The organism is Metabacillus sp. Hm71, assembly GCF_051842955.2.
In the GTDB taxonomy this organism is placed as follows: Bacteria; Bacillota; Bacilli; order Bacillales; family Bacillaceae; genus Metabacillus.
The window spans coordinates 615157-637107 of sequence record NZ_CM200278.1 but is presented as its reverse complement, the minus strand read 5'-3'; the positions used below and the strand labels follow the sequence as shown (position 1 = coordinate 637107).

Here is a 21951-nt window from a genome sequence, read left to right as displayed (position 1 = left end):
TACTATTTTGAAGGAATTTTTCAAGTGTTTTTGAAAAACTTTTATATTCCTTCAAAACTAGATAACGATTAAACAATTCACATACTGAGCTTACGCTTTGTAATAGGTTAAGTCCTCGATCGATTAGTATCAGTCAGCTCCACACGTCACCGCGCTTCCACCTCTGACCTATCAACCTGATCATCTTTCAGGGATCTTACGTTACAAAGTAACAGGGAAATCTCATCTTGAGGGGGGCTTCATGCTTAGATGCTTTCAGCACTTATCCCTTCCGCACATAGCTACCCAGCTATGCCTTTGGCAAGACAACTGGTACACCAGCGGTGCGTCCATCCCGGTCCTCTCGTACTAAGGACAGCTCCTCTCAAATTTCCTGCGCCCACGACGGATAGGGACCGAACTGTCTCACGACGTTCTGAACCCAGCTCGCGTACCGCTTTAATGGGCGAACAGCCCAACCCTTGGGACCGACTACAGCCCCAGGATGCGATGAGCCGACATCGAGGTGCCAAACCTCCCCGTCGATGTGGACTCTTGGGGGAGATAAGCCTGTTATCCCCGGGGTAGCTTTTATCCGTTGAGCGATGGCCCTTCCATGCGGAACCACCGGATCACTAAGCCCGACTTTCGTCCCTGCTCGACTTGTAGGTCTCGCAGTCAAGCTCCCTTGTGCCTTTACACTCTGCGAATGATTTCCAACCATTCTGAGGGAACCTTTGGGCGCCTCCGTTACATTTTAGGAGGCGACCGCCCCAGTCAAACTGCCCACCTGACACTGTCTCCCGGCCCGATAAGGGCCGCGGGTTAGAATTTCAATACAGCCAGGGTAGTATCCCACCGACGCCTCCACCGAAGCTGGCGCTCCGGCTTCTCAGGCTCCTACCTATCCTGTACAAGCTGTACCAAAATTCAATATCAGGCTACAGTAAAGCTCCACGGGGTCTTTCCGTCCTGTCGCGGGTAACCTGCATCTTCACAGGTACTATAATTTCACCGAGTCTCTCGTTGAGACAGTGCCCAGATCGTTACGCCTTTCGTGCGGGTCGGAACTTACCCGACAAGGAATTTCGCTACCTTAGGACCGTTATAGTTACGGCCGCCGTTTACTGGGGCTTCAGTTCAAAGCTTCGCTTGCGCTAACCTCTCCCCTTAACCTTCCAGCACCGGGCAGGCGTCAGCCCCTATACTTCGCCTTGCGGCTTCGCAGAGACCTGTGTTTTTGCTAAACAGTCGCCTGGGCCTATTCACTGCGGCTTTTCCGGGCTATTCACCCTAAAAAGCACCCCTTCTCCCGAAGTTACGGGGTCATTTTGCCGAGTTCCTTAACGAGAGTTCTCTCGCTCACCTTAGGATTCTCTCCTCGCCTACCTGTGTCGGTTTGCGGTACGGGCACCTCACACCTCGCTAGAGGCTTTTCTTGGCAGTGTGGAATCAGGAACTTCGGTACTATAGTTCCCTCGCCATCACAGCTCAGCTTATGTGACAACGGGATTTGCCTCGTTGTCAGCCTAACTGCTTGGACGCGCTAATCCAACAGCGCGCTTACCCTATCCTTCTGCGTCCCCCCATTGCTCAAACGGTGAGGAGGTGGTACAGGAATTTCAACCTGTTGGCCATCGCCTACGCCTTTCGGCCTCGGCTTAGGTCCCGACTAACCCTGAGCGGACGAGCCTTCCTCAGGAAACCTTAGGCATTCGGTGGAGGGGATTCTCACCCCTCTTTCGCTACTCATACCGGCATTCTCACTTCTAAGCGCTCCACTAGTCCTTACGGTCTAGCTTCACAGCCCTTAGAACGCTCTCCTACCACTGTTCTAAAAGAACAGTCCACAGCTTCGGTGATACGTTTAGCCCCGGTACATTTTCGGCGCAGAGTCACTCGACCAGTGAGCTATTACGCACTCTTTAAATGGTGGCTGCTTCTAAGCCAACATCCTGGTTGTCTAAGCAACTCCACATCCTTTTCCACTTAACGTATACTTTGGGACCTTAGCTGGTGGTCTGGGCTGTTTCCCTCTTGACTACGGATCTTATCACTCGCAGTCTGACTCCTGAACATAAGTCTTTGGCATTCGGAGTTTGACTGAATTCGGTAACCCGATGGGGGCCCCTAGTCCAATCAGTGCTCTACCTCCAAGACTCTTAATTCAAGGCTAGCCCTAAAGCTATTTCGGAGAGAACCAGCTATCTCCAAGTTCGATTGGAATTTCTCCGCTACCCACACCTCATCCCCGCACTTTTCAACGTGCGTGGGTTCGGGCCTCCATTCAGTGTTACCTGAACTTCACCCTGGACATGGGTAGATCACCTGGTTTCGGGTCTACGACCACGTACTCATTCGCCCTATTTAAGACTCGCTTTCGCTGCGGCTCCGTCTCTTCAACTTAACCTTGCACGGGATCGTAACTCGCCGGTTCATTCTACAAAAGGCACGCCATTACCCATTAACGGGCTTTGACTACTTGTAGGCACACGGTTTCAGGATCTCTTTCACTCCCCTTCCGGGGTGCTTTTCACCTTTCCCTCACGGTACTGGTTCACTATCGGTCACTAGGGAGTATTTAGCCTTGGGAGATGGTCCTCCCTGCTTCCGACGGGATTTCACGTGTCCCGCCGTACTCAGGATCCACTCTGGAGGGAACGAAGTTTCAACTACAGGGTTGTTACCTTCTATGACGGGCCTTTCCAGACCGCTTCATTTACCCCGTTCCTTTGTAACTCCTAATAGAGTGTCCTACAACCCCAAGAGGCAAGCCTCTTGGTTTGGGCTTCTTCCGTTTCGCTCGCCGCTACTCAGGAAATCGCGTTTGCTTTCTCTTCCTCCGGGTACTTAGATGTTTCAGTTCCCCGGGTCTGCCTTCATTACCCTATGGATTCAGGTAAAGATACTGTTCCATTACGAACAGTGGGTTTCCCCATTCGGAAATCTCCGGATCAAAGCTTACTTACAGCTCCCCGAAGCATATCGGTGTTAGTACCGTCCTTCATCGGCTCCTAGTGCCAAGGCATCCACCGTGCGCCCTTAACAACTTAACCTTTGACATCGAAGATGTCATTTACTAATTATTAAGAGAATCACTAAAAATAAGCGTTTAAACTCAGTGAATTACTTGAATTGTTATCGTTATCTAGTTTTCAAGGAACATAAAGCACAGGATGCACAAATGCTATAAGCATTTAAACTCCTATGTCTTTTTCTTACATATAATGAAAGATCGTAAATGATCTCTCAAAACTAAACAAAAACCAAGCGAGCCTCATTTTCCTTAGAAAGGAGGTGATCCAGCCGCACCTTCCGATACGGCTACCTTGTTACGACTTCACCCCAATCATCTGTCCCACCTTAGGCGGCTGGCTCCTTGCGGTTACCCCACCGACTTCGGGTGTTACAAACTCTCGTGGTGTGACGGGCGGTGTGTACAAGGCCCGGGAACGTATTCACCGCGGCATGCTGATCCGCGATTACTAGCGATTCCGGCTTCATGCAGGCGAGTTGCAGCCTGCAATCCGAACTGAGAATGGTTTTATGGGATTGGCTTGACCTCGCGGTCTTGCAGCCCTTTGTACCATCCATTGTAGCACGTGTGTAGCCCAGGTCATAAGGGGCATGATGATTTGACGTCATCCCCACCTTCCTCCGGTTTGTCACCGGCAGTCACCTTAGAGTGCCCAACTGAATGCTGGCAACTAAGATCAAGGGTTGCGCTCGTTGCGGGACTTAACCCAACATCTCACGACACGAGCTGACGACAACCATGCACCACCTGTCACTTCGTCCCCCGAAGGGGAACCTTCTATCTCTAGAAGTAGCGAAGGATGTCAAGACCTGGTAAGGTTCTTCGCGTTGCTTCGAATTAAACCACATGCTCCACCGCTTGTGCGGGCCCCCGTCAATTCCTTTGAGTTTCAGTCTTGCGACCGTACTCCCCAGGCGGAGTGCTTAATGCGTTTGCTGCAGCACTAAAGGGCGGAAACCCTCTAACACTTAGCACTCATCGTTTACGGCGTGGACTACCAGGGTATCTAATCCTGTTCGCTCCCCACGCTTTCGCGCCTCAGCGTCAGTTACAGACCAGAGAGTCGCCTTCGCCACTGGTGTTCCTCCACATCTCTACGCATTTCACCGCTACACGTGGAATTCCACTCTCCTCTTCTGCACTCAAGTTCCCCAGTTTCCAATGACCCTCCACGGTTGAGCCGTGGGCTTTCACATCAGACTTAAGAAACCGCCTGCGCGCGCTTTACGCCCAATAATTCCGGACAACGCTTGCCACCTACGTATTACCGCGGCTGCTGGCACGTAGTTAGCCGTGGCTTTCTGGTTAGGTACCGTCAAGGTACCGCCCTATTTGAACGGTACTTGTTCTTCCCTAACAACAGAGCTTTACGACCCGAAGGCCTTCTTCGCTCACGCGGCGTTGCTCCGTCAGACTTTCGTCCATTGCGGAAGATTCCCTACTGCTGCCTCCCGTAGGAGTCTGGGCCGTGTCTCAGTCCCAGTGTGGCCGATCACCCTCTCAGGTCGGCTACGCATCGTTGCCTTGGTGAGCCGTTACCTCACCAACTAGCTAATGCGCCGCGGGTCCATCTGTAAGTGGTAGCAAAAGCCACCTTTCAATTCCGAACCATGCGGTTCGAAATATTATCCGGTATTAGCTCCGGTTTCCCGGAGTTATCCCAATCTTACAGGCAGGTTACCCACGTGTTACTCACCCGTCCGCCGCTAATCATCGGGAGCAAGCTCCCTCAGATTCGCTCGACTTGCATGTATTAGGCACGCCGCCAGCGTTCGTCCTGAGCCAGGATCAAACTCTCCAATAAAGAGTTGATATAGCTCATAAAAAATGTACTATTTTAGTACGTTGTTTGTTAATCGAAATTAACGTTGGCACGCTTGGTTTTGTTTAGTTTTCAAAGATCATTATCATGTCGTTTCGTCTAGAAGCGACTTTCTTAATATATCATTTTCATTTCTTCATGTCAACATTTTTTCTCAAAAACTTTTTTGATGAAAAAGTGAGACAGAAGCCGCTGTTTACGTTTTGTGGTAACAGCGACGTTTAATAATATATCATCTCAAAAAATCTAAGTCAATACTTTTTCTCAACAAAATATGCACGATGAAAAACTTCCTTGCCTTTTGTCTCGATCCGTTTAATGGAAACATAATTTTTTTCTACTAGATACTCTAAAAGAACACTTAGATCAACAGAATAATACTTCAATTCTGGATGATGGTGCAATTCATTATATAACCAATATTCCTTCTCTGCCATAACCCTGAGTATATGAGCAGCACCAACCTCAGTTTTTGAATGAATCAAAAAGTCGCTTGCTAGAAATAAAAGCTCCAACCTTTTTTCTAACGACTCATCACTTTCAACTAATTCCTTATATAGCTTATAAATTTGCGGCTCAATTTTTTTCACCTGGTTCCAGACAGTTACCTCAGGGTGAAAGCCTTGGTCGATGACCTCAAGTCTTGCTAAGTGATGAAGAGCATGAACAATATGGTAATAGGCATCCAATAGCTGTTTTGATTCAAAGAATACCTTCCCTTCCAGATATCTTCGAATCAGCTTGCCGTATTCAATCCCAATTTTTAATTTACGCTCTGAAAATGGAAATGTCCGCAAACGTTCAATAAGTCCGATTATGTATTCATTACGATCAAACAGAATCTTCCCATTTAAAACCCAATCAACAATTCTTCTATTTGTTCCTAATAAAATGGCTTCATTTAATTCATCTTCTGACATAACGGTTAATGATGCTTTTTTATCTTCATATTCATAATGCTTCACAAATAGTGAATGATCTGAGTCTTTTATAATGACTAATAACGCAACATCTAAATTATCTGTTAAGGGTGAAGTTTGATTTCGTTTTTCAATCATGATGATTGCTAATGTATTTGAGTGACTAGCCCTTTCTTGATAGATCGGACGGAGAATATTTTCCATCATTATTCCTCCAATATATGGACTTTATTAATGTTTTCTACATATAAAAGCAAAATCCCTTTTCAAAATTTGAACGATAAGGGTAAGTTTTGCGAACTCAAAAATGAACCTCTGATAGTATAAAGGACGATCAGCCTTTAAAACAAACATTAATTACTGATGAACTATAAAAGTTACTTATGTTAACGATTTATCTGCTGTTCAATTCTGTGCTATATTAAACAAAGGAGGTTTAATATATGGCTCGTAAATATTCAAGTAAAATAAATAAAATCAGAACTTTTGCCCTTAGCTTAATTTTTGTAGGCTTCATTATTATGTATGTTGGCGTTTTCTTCAGAACAAACATGTGGGTCATGACGATTTTTATGATGCTGGGAATGCTTTCGATCATCGCCAGCACCGTTGTTTATTTTTGGATTGGAATGTTGTCCACTAAAGCTGTTCAGGTTATCTGCCCGTCCTGCGAGAAACCGACAAAAATACTTGGCCGCGTGGATATGTGCATGTATTGTAAGGAACCATTAACATTAGATAAGGATTTAGAAGGAAAAGAGTTTAATGAGGACTATAATCGTAAAAAAATGAAGACCGAATAGAGTTAAACATTAGAACGGCTGCGTTTCAGCCGTTCTTTTTCTATAAGCTTTTTGACTGCTTTAAAATTCAACAATAGAATCGTAAAGATAAACGGATATGCAATGGCCGAATACCAAAGCTTCCAGCCTGTGTATTGAAAAAACGCCGTTTCTTTTGCAAGCCATTCAAAACCAACCGAAAAAGCTGTCCAACCTAAGATATAAATCGCTTTGGATACAATGCTCTTGTTTAAAGGATAAAAATTTAAAAACAATAAGTTGATGGGGATAAAATATAAATATTGCCCAAGAAACGCTTTAACCTCCACACCTTCTTTAAAATAACTATAAAGTTTATAGTATTTTTCTAGCAGTAAATCGACATTTGTACCTAAAAACAACGCAAACATTGTCGTCGAATACATTTCTATGCCGCTTAACCGTTTCGGCATAAACACGACAATGACGTTAAGAAAAACAAAGAAAAGAAAGATAAGCATCCACATAAAAGGGGTATCTCCTCATTCTTTTCATACTTAAGATTCATTATTTCTTAAGAAAAAATATCACAAGAGAGAGAAGTTACCTTAGAATTGCATAAAAAAACAAGCCCAGTATTAACACCGAGCTTGGATATTAATGAGTTTCTTTCTTTTCACAATCCTTGCAAACACCATAGATCTCCATACGATGATGGCTTACTTTAAATCCTGTTACATGTGCAGCAAGCGCCTCAACCTCATCAAGTCCCGGGTAATGGAAGTCAACAATTTTCCCACAGCTTTCACATATACAGTGGTAATGATCAGACGTTACAAAATCAAATCGACTTGATGCATCGCCATACGTTAATTCCTTTACAAGTCCAACTTCACGAAATACCCTTAAGTTGTTGTAAACTGTCGCAACACTCATATTAGGGAATTTTCCTTCTAACGCTTTATATATATCATCTGCAGTAGGGTGTGTCATGGAATCGACTAAGAATTCAAGTATAGCATGACGTTGAGGTGTAATTCGAACTCCAGTTTGCTTTAATGTTTCTAACGCATCTTTTAATTGATGTTCTGACATCCGCCATGCACCTCACTTTAATAAATATTCTTACTTTATAATGTTTATAATTAGTGTACATTGTGACTAAGACTTTTGTCAATTGTTCTTTCTATATGCAATATAATCTGAAATTCTCTCCATCATCAAGACTAAACTAACCAATTGCTAAAAGGTAAATATCTCCTTTTAAATCGATCGTCGATGCTATCCCTATTATTTGCCTTTAGAAAGGATTCACGTGATTAATAGCCTTTTTCTAAAGAAATGATATTTTCCATACTTGAAATTTGCCCTTCTATGTAAGCTTTTAAGTTCTTCTCAAATATTTTCATCGCTCTTGGTAAATAATTTTTCGTAATACCAGATAAGTGCGGGGTAACCGTTACATTTTCCATATCCCAAAATGGGTGGTCTTCATTCAATGGTTCCTTTTCAAATACATCCAGCACTGCGTGTTTGATTTGTTTTTCATTTAATGCTTGGATCAGATCTCCTTCAATGACAGCGTCTCCCCTGCCAATATTAATAAACACTGCATCCTCTTTCATCCTTTTAAAAGCCTCATATGTTAAAAGACCCTTTGTTTGCTCAGTGCTTGGCAGAACGGAAATGATAAAGTCAGACTTCCCCATTGGAACAAGCATTTCTTTTAACGAATAGGTTTCATGAAAAAACTCGACCGCTCTCCCATCCCGGTTCATACCAAGAACCTGCATTCCGAACGCATTAGACAGCTTAGCTATTGCTGTACCGATCGCTCCCGCTCCTAAAATATAGACGGTTTTTCCGTAGAGCTCCTCCATTCGCACGCGGCGGTCCCATTTGTGCTGCTTTTGATTTTCCATAAGCGTGCTTGCCTGGCGGGAAACCTGCAGCATCATCGCGATACAATACTCTGCCATTGGGATGGCATGAACCCCTTTTGCATTTGTAACATGAATTTTATGTTTTTCTAGCTGTTCAAATGGCAGTTTTTCTATACCTGCTGAGGCAACCATGATCCATTTTAAGTTTGTTGCAGCCTCTATATGCTCGTCCCTTAAATCCTCGCCATAGGTTAAGATAATTTCTGCTTTTGGCAGAATGTCGTTTGCTTCATTGATTTTTTGATCATGATAAAATGTTACATTTTTAAAGCTGCTCTCTAACTGCTCTTTTAGCTGATTAGGCAGTTTTACAGTTGATAGGACGATCACGTAAAAAATCTCCTCTCTCTATGTATTCCCTTTGCAGAACAAAAGCGCAAGCGCCTTGGTCATCGCCGTACAAACTGGAGGAGCATCGACTGAGATAAAGGAAACACGGTAAGCGAAGCGAACCGATGTTGACTTATCGTAGGGAGATGATCTGAAGTTTGATAGGCGATAGGCGCTGGAGCTGGATGTCGCAGCGCTTATTCACAATTCAATGAATTTTATAATTCTAAACGACAAAAAAGAGTGCGGATCATTTGTCCGCACTTAGTCCGGCGCTAACATTTGAGGAGGTAATGCCTTCTGTATAGAGTACGCATTTCCCTGCAAATTGGCTGGACGTTTGCCTTACCTTTTAAAAAATAGGCATGATGATTTTCGTATTAGGATTGTCGTTCTTTTATGTACTCTAATGCTTCTTGAACATGATCCTTCACTTTTACTTTTCTCCATTCCTTGATCAAGTTTCCTTCTGGATCAATAATAAAAGTGGATCGTTCAATCCCCATATATTCTTTTCCAAAATTCTTTTTCAGCTTCCAAACATTATAAGCTTCCGCTAGTTTATGTTCATCATCGACTAACAGTTTAAATGGAAGGTCATGCTTTTCCTTAAACTTTTGGTGTTTTTCCTGAGGGTCAGGACTAACTCCGATAATGACCGCATTTACATCCGCGAAGCTTTGATGCTGATCTCTGAAATCACAGGCTTCTGTCGTGCAGCCGGGTGTCATATCCTTTGGATAAAAATATAAAACAATGTATTTCCCTCTGTAATCAGCAAGTTTTGTTTTTTCACCATTATCAGCGACTAATTCCATATCCGGGGCAGCGCTGCCAATTTCAACTGTCATGTCTATCCCTCCAATAAATCGTTCTACTTTAAGCGTAACCAACTTTCGCTTTTCGTACAACTATTTACTATTATCCAAACCGATAACCGTACGAGCCAGAAAAACCGCTGGAAGGATATAGCCAATTAACGCTTCCAAAACAGCCAGCAACCTGCCGATGCCGATTGGGACAATATCGCCATAGCCTACAGAAAATAATGTAACGGCACTAAAATAAAGTGATGTGGCGAGCTTATCAAAATAATCTCCCGTTAAAGAATTTCCCGCTTCAGTTAAAACGACAAAGTTGCTTTGCATGCAAATGAGATAAATCATCCCAAAGCCAATCAGCAGCGACAAATATAAATAGGTGATCATAATGATGGTTTCAATAGACAAAAAATTCTTTTGAAAGCAAATAACGATAACATTTTTTAAATTCATGAACATACAGATGGCAATGAACACGCAAAATAAAAGCTCCACATAGACCCCACCCTAATCATCTTGCGCTTTGTATACTATATGACAAGCATAGGGGTGGTTATTCAACTGAGTTTGTTTTTGAGGTTATAAAAAGGAGAGCAAAATTTAGTTTACAGGCGTCTTTGCTTTATGAAGGACTTCCTTTCCCTATTGCTTTCTTATCAAGCTTTGTCACTATAGGACTTTTTTCTTTGTTTCTTTGTCTAAGGTTTGTCCCTTTGAGGGTTTCTACGGGACTTTTCTTTGGCTCTCTGGCTACGTTTTGTCTCTTTGGCTCTTTCTACAGGACTTTTCCTCCTCAAATATATAGATTTTGTCCATTATCCCCCTTAAGATAAGCATTAAGAAGGCGTGAATCCCTCTAAGAATTCACGCCTAACTTTATAAAAATCTGCCCGGTATCAATCGGGCTCCTTTAAGAATATTACAATGTTAAATCTAGTTTCCCGCTCCGCGATATCGTTTCACCCCTGCATTCCAAAGAAACACAGAGATCATAAAAAACGCGACTCCCATAACAGGAGTTAAATACGAGTACATATACCATTCTTCTTTTTCAAGAAAAAATGCGGCAGGATATACACCAACAAATGCAAATGGCAGGATCCATGTCAGTACAAAGCGGATCACGGAATTATAAATATCAACCGGATACCGTCCATAGTTTCCAATATTGTACATCATCGGCATAAGCGATGTTCGTGCATCAGACCAAAAGCCGATGCTCGCCAAAGAAACGAAAATCCCGGCATAGACAAGTGCCCCGCTGATCACAAAGACAATAAAGAAAAGAAGATCGTACCATTGAAAGCTTAAGCCTAGCTGAACGGAGGCATAGCCCATAATCACAATCCCGGTGATCGCGCCAAACAAGGATTCAAGCTCCATTCGTTCCAAAATCACCTGGAAAAGACTATGAATCGGTCTTGTTAAGATCCGGTCCATTTCTCCTTTGACAATATAGCGCTCATTAAAATCCCAAATATTAAAGAATGCGCCAAAAACAGCATATGGAACGAGGAAAAAGCCATAAATAAAAATAATTTCATCACGTGTCCAGCCGCTTAAAAACTGAGTATGTCCGAAGACGACAAGGATAAAAACGAGGTTTGTTGCTTGAAACAGCATATCAGATAAAAGCTCGACGACCATGTCCGCCCGGTATTGCATTCTTGTTTTCATATACTGGCCGATATACTGTGTAAGCATCGATAAATAGAACATGACCTCACCCCCCTTGAATAATCATTCGTTTTTTCGCTAAGGACCAAAGCAGCTGGATCGGAATGAGTAACACTAATGCCCAAAAAGCCTGCAACAGAATGGCTTGAAGCACTTCATTCCCCGTCATTCCCTCTGTAAAGATCATGCTCGGAATATAGCTTATTGCCTGAAACGGAAAATACTTCATAACCTCTTGCGCCCATAAAGGATAAAAGCTGATTGGCAGCAGCAAGCCGGAAAATAAATCGATAATGACACGCTTTGCTCTCATAAGCCCATCATTATTAAATAAGAAAAAGGTCAGCATCCCGGTAACTAGATTAATTTGTGTATTAATAATAAAACTAAATAATAGCGAACTTGCAAAAAGCAGCCATGTTTCTCCATTTGATGAAAAATCCATCGGAAACACCAGGCCGACAATGACCATTCCTGGCGCCGAGAAAAAGACTAAGCGAAAGATTCCTTCTCCAAACGCCTGCATCGTCTTCATCCCTAAATAGTTATAAGGCCTAATTAATTCAACAGCCACTTTTCCCTCTTTTATTTCCAATGCAATTTCACGATCAATATTATTAAAATAAAACGCCCTTGCCATCCACGAAACGGCCACATATGTCGTCATTTGCACCGCAGACAAACCTTCTATCGATTCTTTGCCACCATAAATGGCGGTCCATAAAAAATAGTAGGCTCCTATGTTAATACTGTATATCAGGATTCCGCTATAATAGTTGGTTCGATAGGCAAGCATCATCAAAAAGCGGATCCTGATCATTTCGATATATTTATCCATCATCCACCTCAGCTCGTTAATGCCTCTCCCTTTTCATAGATTTTGCGAATAACCTCTTCTGTCGAAATTTCCATCACACTTAAATCTTTAATTTGATGGGCACCTACTACCCGTCCGATAAGCTCTGACATCTGCGCTTCCTTGTCATTAACAAGCGCTGTCCACACATTTAACTTATCACCCTTTTGCCAAGCGACATCAAGATCAGCCGTTAAAAAGGACAATTGCTGCTCAATCACTTTATCAGCAAATTGGAATTGGATCTGTTTGCCCTCTCCCCAGTGAGACCGTAATTCCTCCAGCTGCCCATCATAAATAACCCTTCCTTCATCAAGCATAACAACCCGTTCACACAGCGCTTCGATATCGGAAAGATCATGTGTCGTTAAAAGAATTGTTGTTTTGTATTTTTCATTCATTTCTTTTAAAAACTCGCGAATCTTTAATTTGACCAGCACATCCAATCCGATCGTCGGCTCATCAAGAAACAAGAGCGGCGGATTATGAATCAGTGCTGCAGCTAGCTCACATCTCATTCGTTGCCCTAAAGACAGCTTGCGAACCGGCTTATCCAGCAATGGTCCAATATCAAGCGTTTTGATCACATGATCCATATGCTCGTTATAATCCGCATCCGAAACCTTATATACCTTTTTTAAAAGGCGAAACGATTCCTGGACGGCAATATCCCACCATAATTGCGACCTTTGGCCAAAAACAACACCGATTGTTCGGACAAATCGCTCCCGCTCTTTATGCGGGTTCATTCCATTGACACGAACTTCCCCTGAGGTTGGTGTTAAAATCCCTGTGAGCATTTTGATCGAAGTAGATTTACCAGCACCATTTTCACCGATATACCCCACCATTTCTCCTTGCTTGACAGTAAATGACACATCATTTACGGCCGGAATGATTTTATATTGACGATTTAACAAATCGCGAAATGCACCCTTTAAGCCCTGTCGGCTTGAATATGACTTAAATTCCTTACGCAGGTTTTTAACCTCGATAATATTCGTCATTTTAGTCCCTCCCTTACTTCACCACAACGAATAGTTTAACGAATCTTTTCGAATACAACAAATGCTATGTTTCTATTTTGGAGAGGATTTTTAATTCATGATAAAATAGAAAAGGATTTTGATACATATTAGGAGGAAATCATGAATTTTACAAGATCAAATAAATTACATGAAGAAGCGTTACAGCATATCGTTGGAGGAGTAAACTCCCCTTCACGTTCGTATAAAGCAGTTGGCGGCGGTTCACCTGTAGTCATGGAAAAAGCAAACGGAGCTTACTTCTGGGATGTTGACGGCAATAAATATATCGACTATTTAGCTGCCTATGGCCCAATCATAACCGGTCATGCACACCCGCATATTACAAAAGCAATTCAAAAGGCTGCAGAAAATGGCGTCCTATACGGAACTCCGACCCCGCATGAAGTGACATTTGCCAAAATGCTGAAAGAAGCCATGCCTGCACTTGATAAGGTTCGTTTCGTCAATTCGGGTACTGAGGCGGTTATGACAACAATCCGTGTGGCAAGAGCTTATACTGGCAGAGATAAAATTATCAAGTTTGCCGGCTGCTACCATGGCCATTCTGACCTTGTTCTTGTTGCAGCTGGCTCAGGCCCGTCTACATTAGGAACTCCGGATTCTGCCGGTGTACCAAAAAGCATTGCTCAAGAGGTTATCACCGTTCCTTTTAATGAAATCGAACCATTGAAGGAAGCATTGGATAAATGGGGAGATCAAGTAGCGGCTGTGCTTGTAGAGCCCATCGTCGGAAACTTTGGCATCGTTGAACCAAAACCAGGTTTCTTAGAAAAGGTTAATGAACTGGTTCATGGAGCAGGCGCTCTTGTCATTTATGATGAAGTCATCACTGCGTTTCGGTTCATGTACGGCGGAGCTCAAGACCTTTTGGGGGTATACCCTGATCTAACCGCCTTAGGAAAAATTATCGGCGGAGGACTTCCGATCGGAGCTTACGGCGGCAAAAAAGAAATCATGGAGCAGGTTGCCCCACTTGGACCGGCCTATCAAGCAGGAACAATGGCAGGCAATCCGGCATCGATCTTATCAGGAATCGCCTGCTTAGAGGTTTTACAGCAGGAAAATGTATACGAAAAGCTTGATCAATTAGGTGCACTTCTAGAGGAAGGTATACTAGAGCATGCTCGTACATATACTATTCCGATCACAATCAACCGTCTAAAAGGAGCCCTAACCATTTACTTCACCGATGAAAAAATAACAAACTATGAACAAGCAGAAAACACAGACGGCGAAATGTTCGCCAAATTCTTTAAGCTCATGCTTCACCAAGGAATCAACCTGGCACCATCGAAATATGAAGCATGGTTCTTAACAACTGCACATACTGAAGAAGATATTAGGGAAACATTAAAAGCGGTCGAATACGCTTTTAGTAAGTTAAAATCATAAAAAAACAACATAAGGGCTGTCTTGAAACTATAGAGTCCAGATTCCCAAATAAAATATATAAGAGCTCCAAAGGCTTAATATATCAGGGAATCTGTCCCTTTCAAGACAGCCCTTCATTTTTCCTTATTTTCAGAATAAATTTACGTTTTAAATTTTTATTAAAAAGGGAAATTGTATCTTGTGTAAAATAGATAAACGCTGTATAGTACGTAAATGGTTTACTAAGTCATAAACCAGATGTCTTTATGAAAGGTGTGTCAATAAACATACATGAAACTAGGTGCACGCATCCTGAAAACGGGGATTGCCATTACACTCGCTTTACTTTTAGCTACAGCTTTTCAGCTTCCTTCGGTTGCCTTTGCTGGAATTTCCGCGATTTTTGCGATCCAGCCGACCATTTATCGCTCCTACTTATCGATTATTGAGCAAGTACAGGCAAATGTCATTGGAGCTGCATTAGCCATTGGAGTCGGCCTGCTGTTTGGTTCACATCCAGTGATGATCGGGATAACGGCTATCTTTGTTATAGCGATCAATTTAAAGCTAAAGGCTGAGAGCACAATTCCTGTTGCGCTTGTCACTGTTATTGCCATATTAGAAAGTCCGGGTGATGACTTTTTCGAAGTCGCACTCATCCGCTTTTTCACCATATTATTAGGGGTATTAGCTGCGTTTATCGTGAATTTAGTATTTCTACCACCTAAATATGAAACAAAGCTTTACAAACGCATTACAGAAAATACCGAGGAAATTATTAAATGGATTCGCGTAGATCTTAGACAGGGCTTGGAGCATCATGTGCTGAAGGACGAGATTGTAAAACTTAAGGAGCAAATGATCAAGCTTGATCAGCTTTATTTGAACTATAAAGAGGAACGGAATTATTTTAAAAAAGAAACCTATGCTAAATCGAGAAAGCTTGTTCTCTTCAGACAAATGATCAACGTGACAAACCGTGCATTTGACACCTTAAAAAAGCTTCACCGCTTAGAAAATGAATTGCATCAAATGCCGGAAAGCATTCAAAAAGTGCTTATAGATGAACTAGATTATTTGCTTTATGTCCATGAGGAATCTCTATTGCGTTTTATCGGCAAAATTAAAGCTTCATCTGCAAATGAGCCAATCAGGGAAAATAAATTTAATAAACGCCAGCTAACAGAAGTGATCATGGACTATTATAAAACCCAGGATCCCGATTGTTTCTATCAAACCATTCCGCTCATATCGGCCATCATTGATTATAGTGAACAGCTTGAGCACTTAGATACATTGATTAGCAGCTTCCAAAGCTACCATAAAAAAGACAATGAAATTAAAATAGCAGAGGAATAATTAAGAAAAGCGCAAGGCGACAAGCATTCGGCGACAAGCATAAGGCGAATAGGAATAGAAGGTGTTCTTTACCTTCAATTTCTGGAGCTAGACACTAAAACTAAGTCCAAAATTTTATACTTTAAACTTTAAAAAAGGTTCAGATCCCTCCAATTAAGGGGTCTGAACCTTTTGTTTTGAGACAGCTTTTTTCGTTTACTCATATCTCTTAATCCAATTGCTGGATCTGAAAGAGCTTATAATACTGTCCCTGTTTCTCCATTAAATCTTGATGTGTTCCTTGTTCAACAATCTTGCCATCCTCTATTAAAACAATTTTATTGGCATGGGTAATCGTTGAAAGACGATGTGCAACAATAAACGTTGTCCGGTCCTTCGCTAGTTTTTCAAGCGCCTCCTGGATTAAATGCTCACTCTCTAAATCCAGGGCTGAGGTCGCTTCATCCAAAATAAGAATCGGCGGATTTTTCAAGAAAACCCTTGCAATCGAAACCCGTTGCTTCTGCCCTCCTGAAAGCTTTACTCCTCGTTCGCCAACTCTAGTATCATAGCCATTTGGTAATTTCAAAATAAAATCATGGGCATTTGCTGCCTTTGCAGCTTGGATGATTTCATCTTCAGTCGCATCCGGCTTACCAATCAGGATATTTTCACGAACAGTATTACTAAATAAAAACGTATCCTGGAGCACCATGCCAATTTGTCCGCGCAAGCTTTGGGCTTGATAATCCCTAATATCGATACCATCTAATAAAATACGTCCGTCTGTTACATCATAAAAACGCGGCAGCAGGCTTACAAGCGTTGACTTACCACCCCCGCTCATCCCAACGAGTGCCACAGTTTCCCCTCTCTTCACTTGAAGAGATAAATCCTCAATAATCAGCGCTTCGTTTTCTTGATAGCGGAACGAAATATGTTCAAATTCAACATCGCCCCTAATATTTTTAGCTTCAATTGCATTCGGCTTATCGACAACCTCATAAGGTACATCAATAAACTCAAAAACCCGATCCATTGAAGCGAAGGCTTGGGTTAATGTTGTAGAGGAATTAATCAATCGGCGCAGCGGGTTATACAACTGTTCAATATAAGCAATAAACGCAACCATCGTTCCAATTGACAAATTGCCATGAATCACATGATACCCGGCATAGCTGATTACAACAAGCGGTGCGATATCAGTTAACGTATTAACGATCGCAAAGGTCCGTGCATTCCAGCTTGTATGATCCAATGCTTTAGTAAGAAAATTCATATTTTCCTTGGCAAACTGCTTTTGTTCAAATTCCTCTGTCGCAAAGCTGCGAATAACCGGCATCCCTTGCACACGCTCATGCAAATGCCCTTGAACTTCGGCAAGCGCCTGGGAACGAACCCTTGTTAACTGACGAAGCTTTCCATAAAAGTACTTTACTGAAAAGCCATAAAAAGGAAAAAGGATGATTGATACTAGTGTCAGCTTTATATCCATTGTCAGCATAATACCGATGGCAATGACAATTGTAATGACATCAAGCCACACATTCATTAACCCGGTAATAACAAAATTCTTCGTTTGCTCCACATCATTGATCACACGGGAAATGATTTCTCCGCCCCGTGTGTTTGCATAATAACGCAGGCTTAGCTTTTGCAAATGGGTAAACAGCTGGTCACGGATATCATAAAGAATCTTACTGCCAACCCATTGCGCAAAATATTGCCGGAAATATTCGATCGGCGGACGAACCACCACAAATAAAACAAACATCCCTCCCATAATCAGAAGCAGGGTTTTTGTTTTCTCATCAGCTGTCCCATCTCCGCCAATGATATCATCTAACACATATTTAATAAGTAAAGGCAAAAGCAGCGGAATCGAAAATTTAATAATCCCAATCAATATCGTCCCCGCTATCTGAAGCCGATAAGGCTTAACAAAACCCATATACCTCTTAACAGACCCCAAGAAAATCCCCCTCTATAAGAAAAGCGTAAGCGCCTTGTTCAGCCTAGGGCAAATAAGACGCTCATGAATAGAAGGCGTTCTTTGCCTTCAATTTATGAGTGACTAGACCCTAGAGGGGCTAGGCGCTGGAGCTAGACACCAAAACTAAGTACAAAAGCTTATACATTCATTATCTATATAAAACGCAACCAAGTATGTTTGTTACCCTATAATTCTTTTCACACGAAAAAGGCTGACTCTTTTTTCGCTTTTAGAAGCACACCTTGAGCCACCCTTATTTTCTTTACGATTATCTTATATATGTCAGGTATCGCTCGTACCATTCATCAATAAACTCAGGCGCAAATGGTCCCTTCTTTTGGCGGATCCATCGCAGCAAGGTTTCTAAATTTCGTTTTAAAATAAGATCAATGACTTCCGGATAATTCATGAGTTTGCTGTGCTGCTCATACTCATCCTCATCTAAGATCGTATACGTCATATCAGGATACACTTTTACATCAAGATCATAGTCGATGTATTTTAATGCTTCATCATCCCAAACAAATGGCGAGCTTATATTACAATAATAAGTTACACCATCATCTCTAAGCATGCCGATAATATTAAACCAATGTCTTGCATGGAAATAGCAAATGGCCGGCTCTCTGGTTATCCATGTTCTTCCGTCCGATTCGGTAACCATTGTACGATCATTCCCGCCAATAATACAATGCTGTGAACCTTTTAATACGGTTGATTCTTCCCATACTCTATGGATATAACCATTATGCTTATAACTATGAATTTGAATTTTGTCTCCTTCCTTGGGAAAGCCCACTTTTCTCCCCTTCTTTCAAATAGCCGCTTCGTGAAAGCTAATGTCTCACAAACATCGTCTCCTAATTTATTTATAGTTATTATAACGTTTGTAAATAAAAAAAGAAAACAAAAGAGTCATTTCAAAAGAAATGACCCCCGCCTACACTTAAGAAACCGTTTCAAATTGCTGATTTTCGTAAGAACGAATTACCTCTTCTGTTTGTTTTTCAAACACCTGCTGTATTCTATTTAATTCCAGCTTCATTTCTTCAATCTCATCTTGGATTGAATCAATTTTCGCTTCATCCTGCAGCGCATTCAGCTGTTTCATGATATCCTGGCACCGTTCGATTTCGGATTGCAAATATAATAATTTATCCATCGTCTTTAACTGCTCACCTACCAGTTGATCAAAATTCATCTTTTCCTCCCCTTTCTTTAAAGAGAAACAATATGTGATAGTGTTTAATTCTCCGCTCGTTTATACTTTCCTTTGACTACTTATGTAGAGGAAACAGAAGTTTTGTCGTTTGTAATTATTTGAAGGAATGGCACTGCCGCTAATAAAAGTATTTCACTTATTATAAGTCTTAAACCTATTTATCCCTAAGAAATGCGCAAGCGCCTTGCTCAGCCTAGGGCAAATAAGACGCAAATGAATAGAAGACGTTCTTTTGTCTTCAATTCATTTGCGGCTAGACCCTAGAGGGCTAGGCGCTGGAGCTAGACACCAAAACTAAGTACAAAATTTCTTATCTCCCAAAAAAAGACACCGCTCCATAAACGGAGGGGTGTCTTTTGCATTAGCTATTAAGAGTTTTGGTTCTTTCTAGCTTCAGCTTGTTGGTTTTGTTGTCTTACTTGTTGTGCGTTCGTTTCACTAGCGAATTCAGTTCCGAATTGAGCTGCACCCGCTGCACCTTGCGCTGATTGAGCGTTTTGTTGTCTTACTTGTTGGATGTTAGTTCCAGCTGCAGTTTTACCAGCTTGTTTATTGTTTTGTGCCATTTTATATCACCTCCACGACAATTAGATTGTCCCAGAGGTTCGGATTATATCCAAAAAAACAAAAAAAATTTTTAAGAAATTAAACGAGAAGTGAACGGCCTCCATCTACAATCAAAGTTTGCCCTCTAACCATCGATGCTTTTTCAGACAATAGAAACTCAATCGCATTGACCATGTCTTCGATCTCAACCATTCTTCCGGCTGGCGTATTCTTTTTGGCGTCCTCAAGCAGCTCTTCACGATTAGGGAAATGCTTAAGGGCATCCGTGTCTACTGCTCCACCTGACACAGCATTAACAATAATATTTTTCGGTGCCAATTCAACCGCTAAATATCTCGTAAGTGCTTCAAGTGCAGCCTTTGACACTCCAACCGTTGTATAATTTTCAAGGTACCTGATCGATCCAAGGGAGCTTGTGCTGACGATATAACCGCCGCCAATTCTCTCCATTAGCTTTGCCGCTTCCTGCGCACAGAATAGCAGTGCTTTGCTGTTGATGTTCATCGTCCAATCCCAATGGCTTTCTTCAAGCTCCATGGCCGGCTTTTGCACACCTGAAGCTGCATTATTCACAAATAGATCCAGTCTTCCAAACTGCTCATCTATTTGTGTAAAAAGCTCTTTTATTTTTTCAACCTTTCCAACATTGGCCTTAATCGCAATTGCCTTTACACCAAGTTGTTCAATTTCCTTTACTACCTCTAATGCCGCCGTTTTACTGCGGGCATAGTTTACCACAATATTATAACCTTTCTCTGCTAAACGAATCGCAACCGCTCTTCCTATTCCGCGGCTGCTTCCTGTTACTAACGCTACTTTATTTTCTTGGCTCATTTTGTCAGCTCCTTATATGTAATCAAAAGAATAGATGAATTTATTGTATCAGATACTATATGAAAAGTTCTATTGATCCTAAAACTTAGAGAGGAGGATATCCATGTACGTTGGTCGTGATATGACTGAATTATCGATGATGTCAAAAAAGGAGTGGAAGGATGAAGAGCTTGCCTATTTCCACCACTCCCTTCAACAGGTTGTCCCATACTTAAATGCTGAAGGACAAACCATTCATCGAGAAATTGTTCAAGAAATTGAATCCCGCGGCGGTCTAAACCGAAAAGAAGCTACTTATACGCAAGGCACGAGAATTCAGTATGATTGAGCTCCATTAATTTGCTTATAAATCTGCAAGATTTTCTGATGGGAAACCGGAAAAGCGTATTTATTCAGTTCTTCTGCTGAAACGGCAACAAGGTTGTCATTCGGAGTGTTTTTGACTTCTCCAATAAAAATAGAGATATTCCAAATGATATGGGAAAATACATGTTCAACCGTTCCGGCTAGTTCCGAGAGCTCAACCATCACATGATATTCATTCATTAGATAATCAGAAAGCTGTTCACGATACGTTTTTCCTAAGGAAACATCAATTTCAGTATTCGGATATTCCCACAAATTTGCAAGCAATCCTGTTGCCGGGCGTTTATGAATATAAAGGTTTCCATTCGAATCATATAAGACAGCCGCAGCCATTTGCTTTGGTTTCGGCTTCTTTTTCTTGCTTTTAACAGGCAGCTCTGCTTGAACTCCCTCTTCAAAAGCAGCGCAATGCTCTTGCACTGGACATAAGAGACACGAAGGCGAGGTAGGTGTGCAAATTAATGCCCCAAGCTCCATAAGGGCCTGATTAAATGATGATGGATCCTCCTTTGAAATAAGCTCATAGGTTGCCTCTTCAAAAACTTTCCGTGTTTTTGGCTTTGCGATATCTTCCCATATTGATAAAATTCGCGAAAGCACCCTCATCACATTTCCATCCACAGCAGGCTCCGGAATATTATAGGCAATACTTAAAATCGCACCCTTCGTATAGGGTCCCACCCCTTTTAACTTCGATATTTCAGTTGGAGAATTCGGCACCACACCACCATAGCTCTCCTTCACCTCTTTTACTGCTGCTTGAAGATTACGTACTCTTGAATAATAGCCTAGCCCTTCCCACGCTTTTAATACCTCTTCTTCATTTGCATCCGCCAGCGCTTCTATGGAAGGAAATTTTTCAATAAATGAAGTAAAATAAGGAATAACCGTATCAACTCTTGTTTGCTGCAGCATGATTTCCGAAACCCAGACTTTATACGGGTCTTGGTCTTTGCGCCACGGCAAATCCCTTTTTTCAGCTAAATACCAGGAAATCAAATCCTGTTGAAACTCAAGTATTGGAAAACTTTGCAGCTTATTTTTCAACTCGTTATCCATGTTGAT

At 41.9% G+C, this 21951-nt stretch carries 19 protein-coding genes and 2 rRNA genes; 4 read left to right on the top strand and 17 right to left on the bottom strand.

Going from position 1 to position 21951, the window contains the following annotated elements:
• Nucleotides 1-103: 103 nt before the first annotated feature.
• The 3 genes from ACSVDH_RS03165 to ACSVDH_RS03155 form a co-directional block, all read right to left on the bottom strand.
• A 23S ribosomal RNA gene (locus ACSVDH_RS03165) occupies nucleotides 104-3035 on the bottom strand.
• A gap of 234 nt (nucleotides 3036-3269) precedes the next feature.
• Nucleotides 3270-4820 (bottom strand): 16S ribosomal RNA (locus ACSVDH_RS03160).
• The 16S and 23S rRNA genes sit together here, the layout of an rRNA operon.
• Nucleotides 4821-5089: 269 nt before the next feature.
• Nucleotides 5090-5962, bottom strand: coding sequence for a nucleotidyltransferase-like protein (locus tag ACSVDH_RS03155; RefSeq protein ID WP_299094654.1), 873 nt, complete (start codon nucleotides 5960-5962; stop codon nucleotides 5090-5092).
• Nucleotides 5963-6201: 239 nt separating this feature from the next.
• Here ACSVDH_RS03155 and ACSVDH_RS03150 point away from each other — a divergent pair, with 239 nt between their 5' ends.
• Nucleotides 6202-6561: a YgzB family protein gene (locus ACSVDH_RS03150; RefSeq protein ID WP_046589378.1), complete on the top strand. Its 360-nt coding sequence runs from the start codon at nucleotides 6202-6204 to the stop codon at nucleotides 6559-6561.
• Nucleotides 6562-6563: 2 nt separating this feature from the next.
• On the opposite strand, the gene ACSVDH_RS03145 is transcribed toward ACSVDH_RS03150, so the two are convergent.
• The 8 genes from ACSVDH_RS03145 to ACSVDH_RS03110 all read right to left on the bottom strand — a co-directional run bounded on the left by ACSVDH_RS03145 (nucleotide 6564) and on the right by ACSVDH_RS03110 (nucleotide 13153).
• Nucleotides 6564-7046 (bottom strand): CBO0543 family protein, encoded by a 483-nt coding sequence (locus ACSVDH_RS03145; protein ID WP_439253186.1) that lies wholly within the window; start codon nucleotides 7044-7046, stop codon nucleotides 6564-6566.
• Nucleotides 7047-7176: 130 nt separating this feature from the next.
• Nucleotides 7177-7614 carry a peroxide-responsive transcriptional repressor PerR gene (gene perR / locus ACSVDH_RS03140; protein WP_299094659.1) on the bottom strand — a complete coding sequence of 146 codons (438 nt, stop codon included), beginning with the start codon at nucleotides 7612-7614 and terminating at the stop codon, nucleotides 7177-7179.
• A 224-nt stretch (nucleotides 7615-7838) separates the two neighbouring features.
• The gene (locus tag ACSVDH_RS03135; protein ID WP_439253184.1) at nucleotides 7839-8792 is read right to left on the bottom strand and encodes a D-2-hydroxyacid dehydrogenase; all 954 of its coding nucleotides are present in this window, start codon (nucleotides 8790-8792) and stop codon (nucleotides 7839-7841) included.
• 380 nt (nucleotides 8793-9172) lie between these two features.
• Nucleotides 9173-9643, bottom strand: coding sequence for a thioredoxin-dependent thiol peroxidase (gene bcp / locus ACSVDH_RS03130; protein ID WP_439253183.1), 471 nt, complete (start codon nucleotides 9641-9643; stop codon nucleotides 9173-9175).
• 60 nt (nucleotides 9644-9703) lie between these two features.
• On the bottom strand, nucleotides 9704-10108 hold the full coding sequence (locus ACSVDH_RS03125; RefSeq protein ID WP_439253181.1) for an ion channel: 405 nt from the start codon (nucleotides 10106-10108) through the stop codon (nucleotides 9704-9706).
• A gap of 438 nt (nucleotides 10109-10546) precedes the next feature.
• Nucleotides 10547-11332 carry an ABC transporter permease gene (locus tag ACSVDH_RS03120; protein ID WP_439253180.1) on the bottom strand — a complete coding sequence of 262 codons (786 nt, stop codon included), beginning with the start codon at nucleotides 11330-11332 and terminating at the stop codon, nucleotides 10547-10549.
• Between the two features lie 4 nt (nucleotides 11333-11336).
• Nucleotides 11337-12128 carry an ABC transporter permease gene (locus ACSVDH_RS03115; protein WP_439253198.1) on the bottom strand — a complete coding sequence of 264 codons (792 nt, stop codon included), beginning with the start codon at nucleotides 12126-12128 and terminating at the stop codon, nucleotides 11337-11339.
• Nucleotides 12129-12136: 8 nt separating this feature from the next.
• Complete coding sequence (locus ACSVDH_RS03110; protein WP_439253178.1) at nucleotides 12137-13153, bottom strand: ABC transporter ATP-binding protein; 1017 nt, start codon at nucleotides 13151-13153, stop codon at nucleotides 12137-12139.
• 141 nt (nucleotides 13154-13294) lie between these two features.
• On the opposite strand from ACSVDH_RS03110, the gene ACSVDH_RS03105 reads away from it, so the two are divergent.
• Nucleotides 13295-14587 (top strand): glutamate-1-semialdehyde 2,1-aminomutase, encoded by a 1293-nt coding sequence (locus ACSVDH_RS03105; RefSeq protein WP_439253177.1) that lies wholly within the window; start codon nucleotides 13295-13297, stop codon nucleotides 14585-14587.
• Nucleotides 14588-14857: 270 nt separating this feature from the next.
• Nucleotides 14858-15925 (top strand): FUSC family protein, encoded by a 1068-nt coding sequence (locus ACSVDH_RS03100; protein WP_439253176.1) that lies wholly within the window; start codon nucleotides 14858-14860, stop codon nucleotides 15923-15925.
• Between the two features lie 208 nt (nucleotides 15926-16133).
• Here ACSVDH_RS03100 and ACSVDH_RS03095 read toward each other — a convergent pair whose 3' ends face one another.
• From ACSVDH_RS03095 to fabL, 5 genes are all read right to left on the bottom strand, one after another.
• Nucleotides 16134-17876, bottom strand: coding sequence for an ABC transporter ATP-binding protein (locus ACSVDH_RS03095; protein ID WP_439253174.1), 1743 nt, complete (start codon nucleotides 17874-17876; stop codon nucleotides 16134-16136).
• 289 nt (nucleotides 17877-18165) lie between these two features.
• On the bottom strand, nucleotides 18166-18696 hold the full coding sequence (gene ntdP, locus ACSVDH_RS03090) for a nucleoside tri-diphosphate phosphatase (protein WP_299094685.1): 531 nt from the start codon (nucleotides 18694-18696) through the stop codon (nucleotides 18166-18168).
• A 147-nt stretch (nucleotides 18697-18843) separates the two neighbouring features.
• Nucleotides 18844-19098 carry a YgaB family protein gene (locus tag ACSVDH_RS03085; protein WP_439253171.1) on the bottom strand — a complete coding sequence of 85 codons (255 nt, stop codon included), beginning with the start codon at nucleotides 19096-19098 and terminating at the stop codon, nucleotides 18844-18846.
• A gap of 389 nt (nucleotides 19099-19487) precedes the next feature.
• Entirely contained in the window at nucleotides 19488-19685 is a 198-nt protein-coding gene (locus tag ACSVDH_RS03080) for a gamma-type small acid-soluble spore protein (protein ID WP_439253169.1), read from the bottom strand.
• A 79-nt stretch (nucleotides 19686-19764) separates the two neighbouring features.
• The gene (gene fabL / locus ACSVDH_RS03075; protein ID WP_439253167.1) at nucleotides 19765-20520 is read right to left on the bottom strand and encodes an enoyl-[acyl-carrier-protein] reductase FabL; all 756 of its coding nucleotides are present in this window, start codon (nucleotides 20518-20520) and stop codon (nucleotides 19765-19767) included.
• 103 nt (nucleotides 20521-20623) lie between these two features.
• On the opposite strand from fabL, the gene yfhS reads away from it, so the two are divergent.
• On the top strand, nucleotides 20624-20848 hold the full coding sequence (gene yfhS, locus ACSVDH_RS03070; protein WP_299093834.1) for a mother cell protein YfhS: 225 nt from the start codon (nucleotides 20624-20626) through the stop codon (nucleotides 20846-20848).
• Here yfhS and mutY read toward each other — a convergent pair.
• On the bottom strand, nucleotides 20836-21945 hold the full coding sequence (gene mutY / locus ACSVDH_RS03065; protein WP_439253165.1) for an A/G-specific adenine glycosylase: 1110 nt from the start codon (nucleotides 21943-21945) through the stop codon (nucleotides 20836-20838). The genes yfhS and mutY overlap by 13 nt on opposite strands.
• Between the last annotated feature and the right edge of the window lie 6 nt (nucleotides 21946-21951).

Bases quoted from the DNA above. Each gene is read 5' to 3' on its own strand.
- ACSVDH_RS03155 (WP_299094654.1), bottom strand. From the start codon at position 5,962: ATGGAAAATATTCTCCGTCCGATCTATCAAGAAAGGGCTAGTCACTCA.
- ACSVDH_RS03150 (WP_046589378.1), top strand. From the start codon at position 6,202: ATGGCTCGTAAATATTCAAGTAAAATAAATAAAATCAGAACTTTTGCC.
- ACSVDH_RS03145 (WP_439253186.1), bottom strand. From the start codon at position 7,046: ATGTGGATGCTTATCTTTCTTTTCTTTGTTTTTCTTAACGTCATTGTC.
- perR (WP_299094659.1), bottom strand. From the start codon at position 7,614: ATGTCAGAACATCAATTAAAAGATGCGTTAGAAACATTAAAGCAAACT.
- bcp (WP_439253183.1), bottom strand. From the start codon at position 9,643: ATGACAGTTGAAATTGGCAGCGCTGCCCCGGATATGGAATTAGTCGCT.
- ACSVDH_RS03120 (WP_439253180.1), bottom strand. From the start codon at position 11,332: ATGTTCTATTTATCGATGCTTACACAGTATATCGGCCAGTATATGAAA.
- ACSVDH_RS03115 (WP_439253198.1), bottom strand. From the start codon at position 12,128: ATGGATAAATATATCGAAATGATCAGGATCCGCTTTTTGATGATGCTT.
- ACSVDH_RS03110 (WP_439253178.1), bottom strand. From the start codon at position 13,153: ATGACGAATATTATCGAGGTTAAAAACCTGCGTAAGGAATTTAAGTCA.
- ACSVDH_RS03105 (WP_439253177.1), top strand. From the start codon at position 13,295: ATGAATTTTACAAGATCAAATAAATTACATGAAGAAGCGTTACAGCAT.
- ACSVDH_RS03100 (WP_439253176.1), top strand. From the start codon at position 14,858: ATGAAACTAGGTGCACGCATCCTGAAAACGGGGATTGCCATTACACTC.
- ACSVDH_RS03085 (WP_439253171.1), bottom strand. From the start codon at position 19,098: ATGAATTTTGATCAACTGGTAGGTGAGCAGTTAAAGACGATGGATAAA.
- ACSVDH_RS03080 (WP_439253169.1), bottom strand. From the start codon at position 19,685: ATGGCACAAAACAATAAACAAGCTGGTAAAACTGCAGCTGGAACTAAC.
- fabL (WP_439253167.1), bottom strand. From the start codon at position 20,520: ATGAGCCAAGAAAATAAAGTAGCGTTAGTAACAGGAAGCAGCCGCGGA.
- yfhS (WP_299093834.1), top strand. From the start codon at position 20,624: ATGTACGTTGGTCGTGATATGACTGAATTATCGATGATGTCAAAAAAG.
- mutY (WP_439253165.1), bottom strand. From the start codon at position 21,945: ATGGATAACGAGTTGAAAAATAAGCTGCAAAGTTTTCCAATACTTGAG.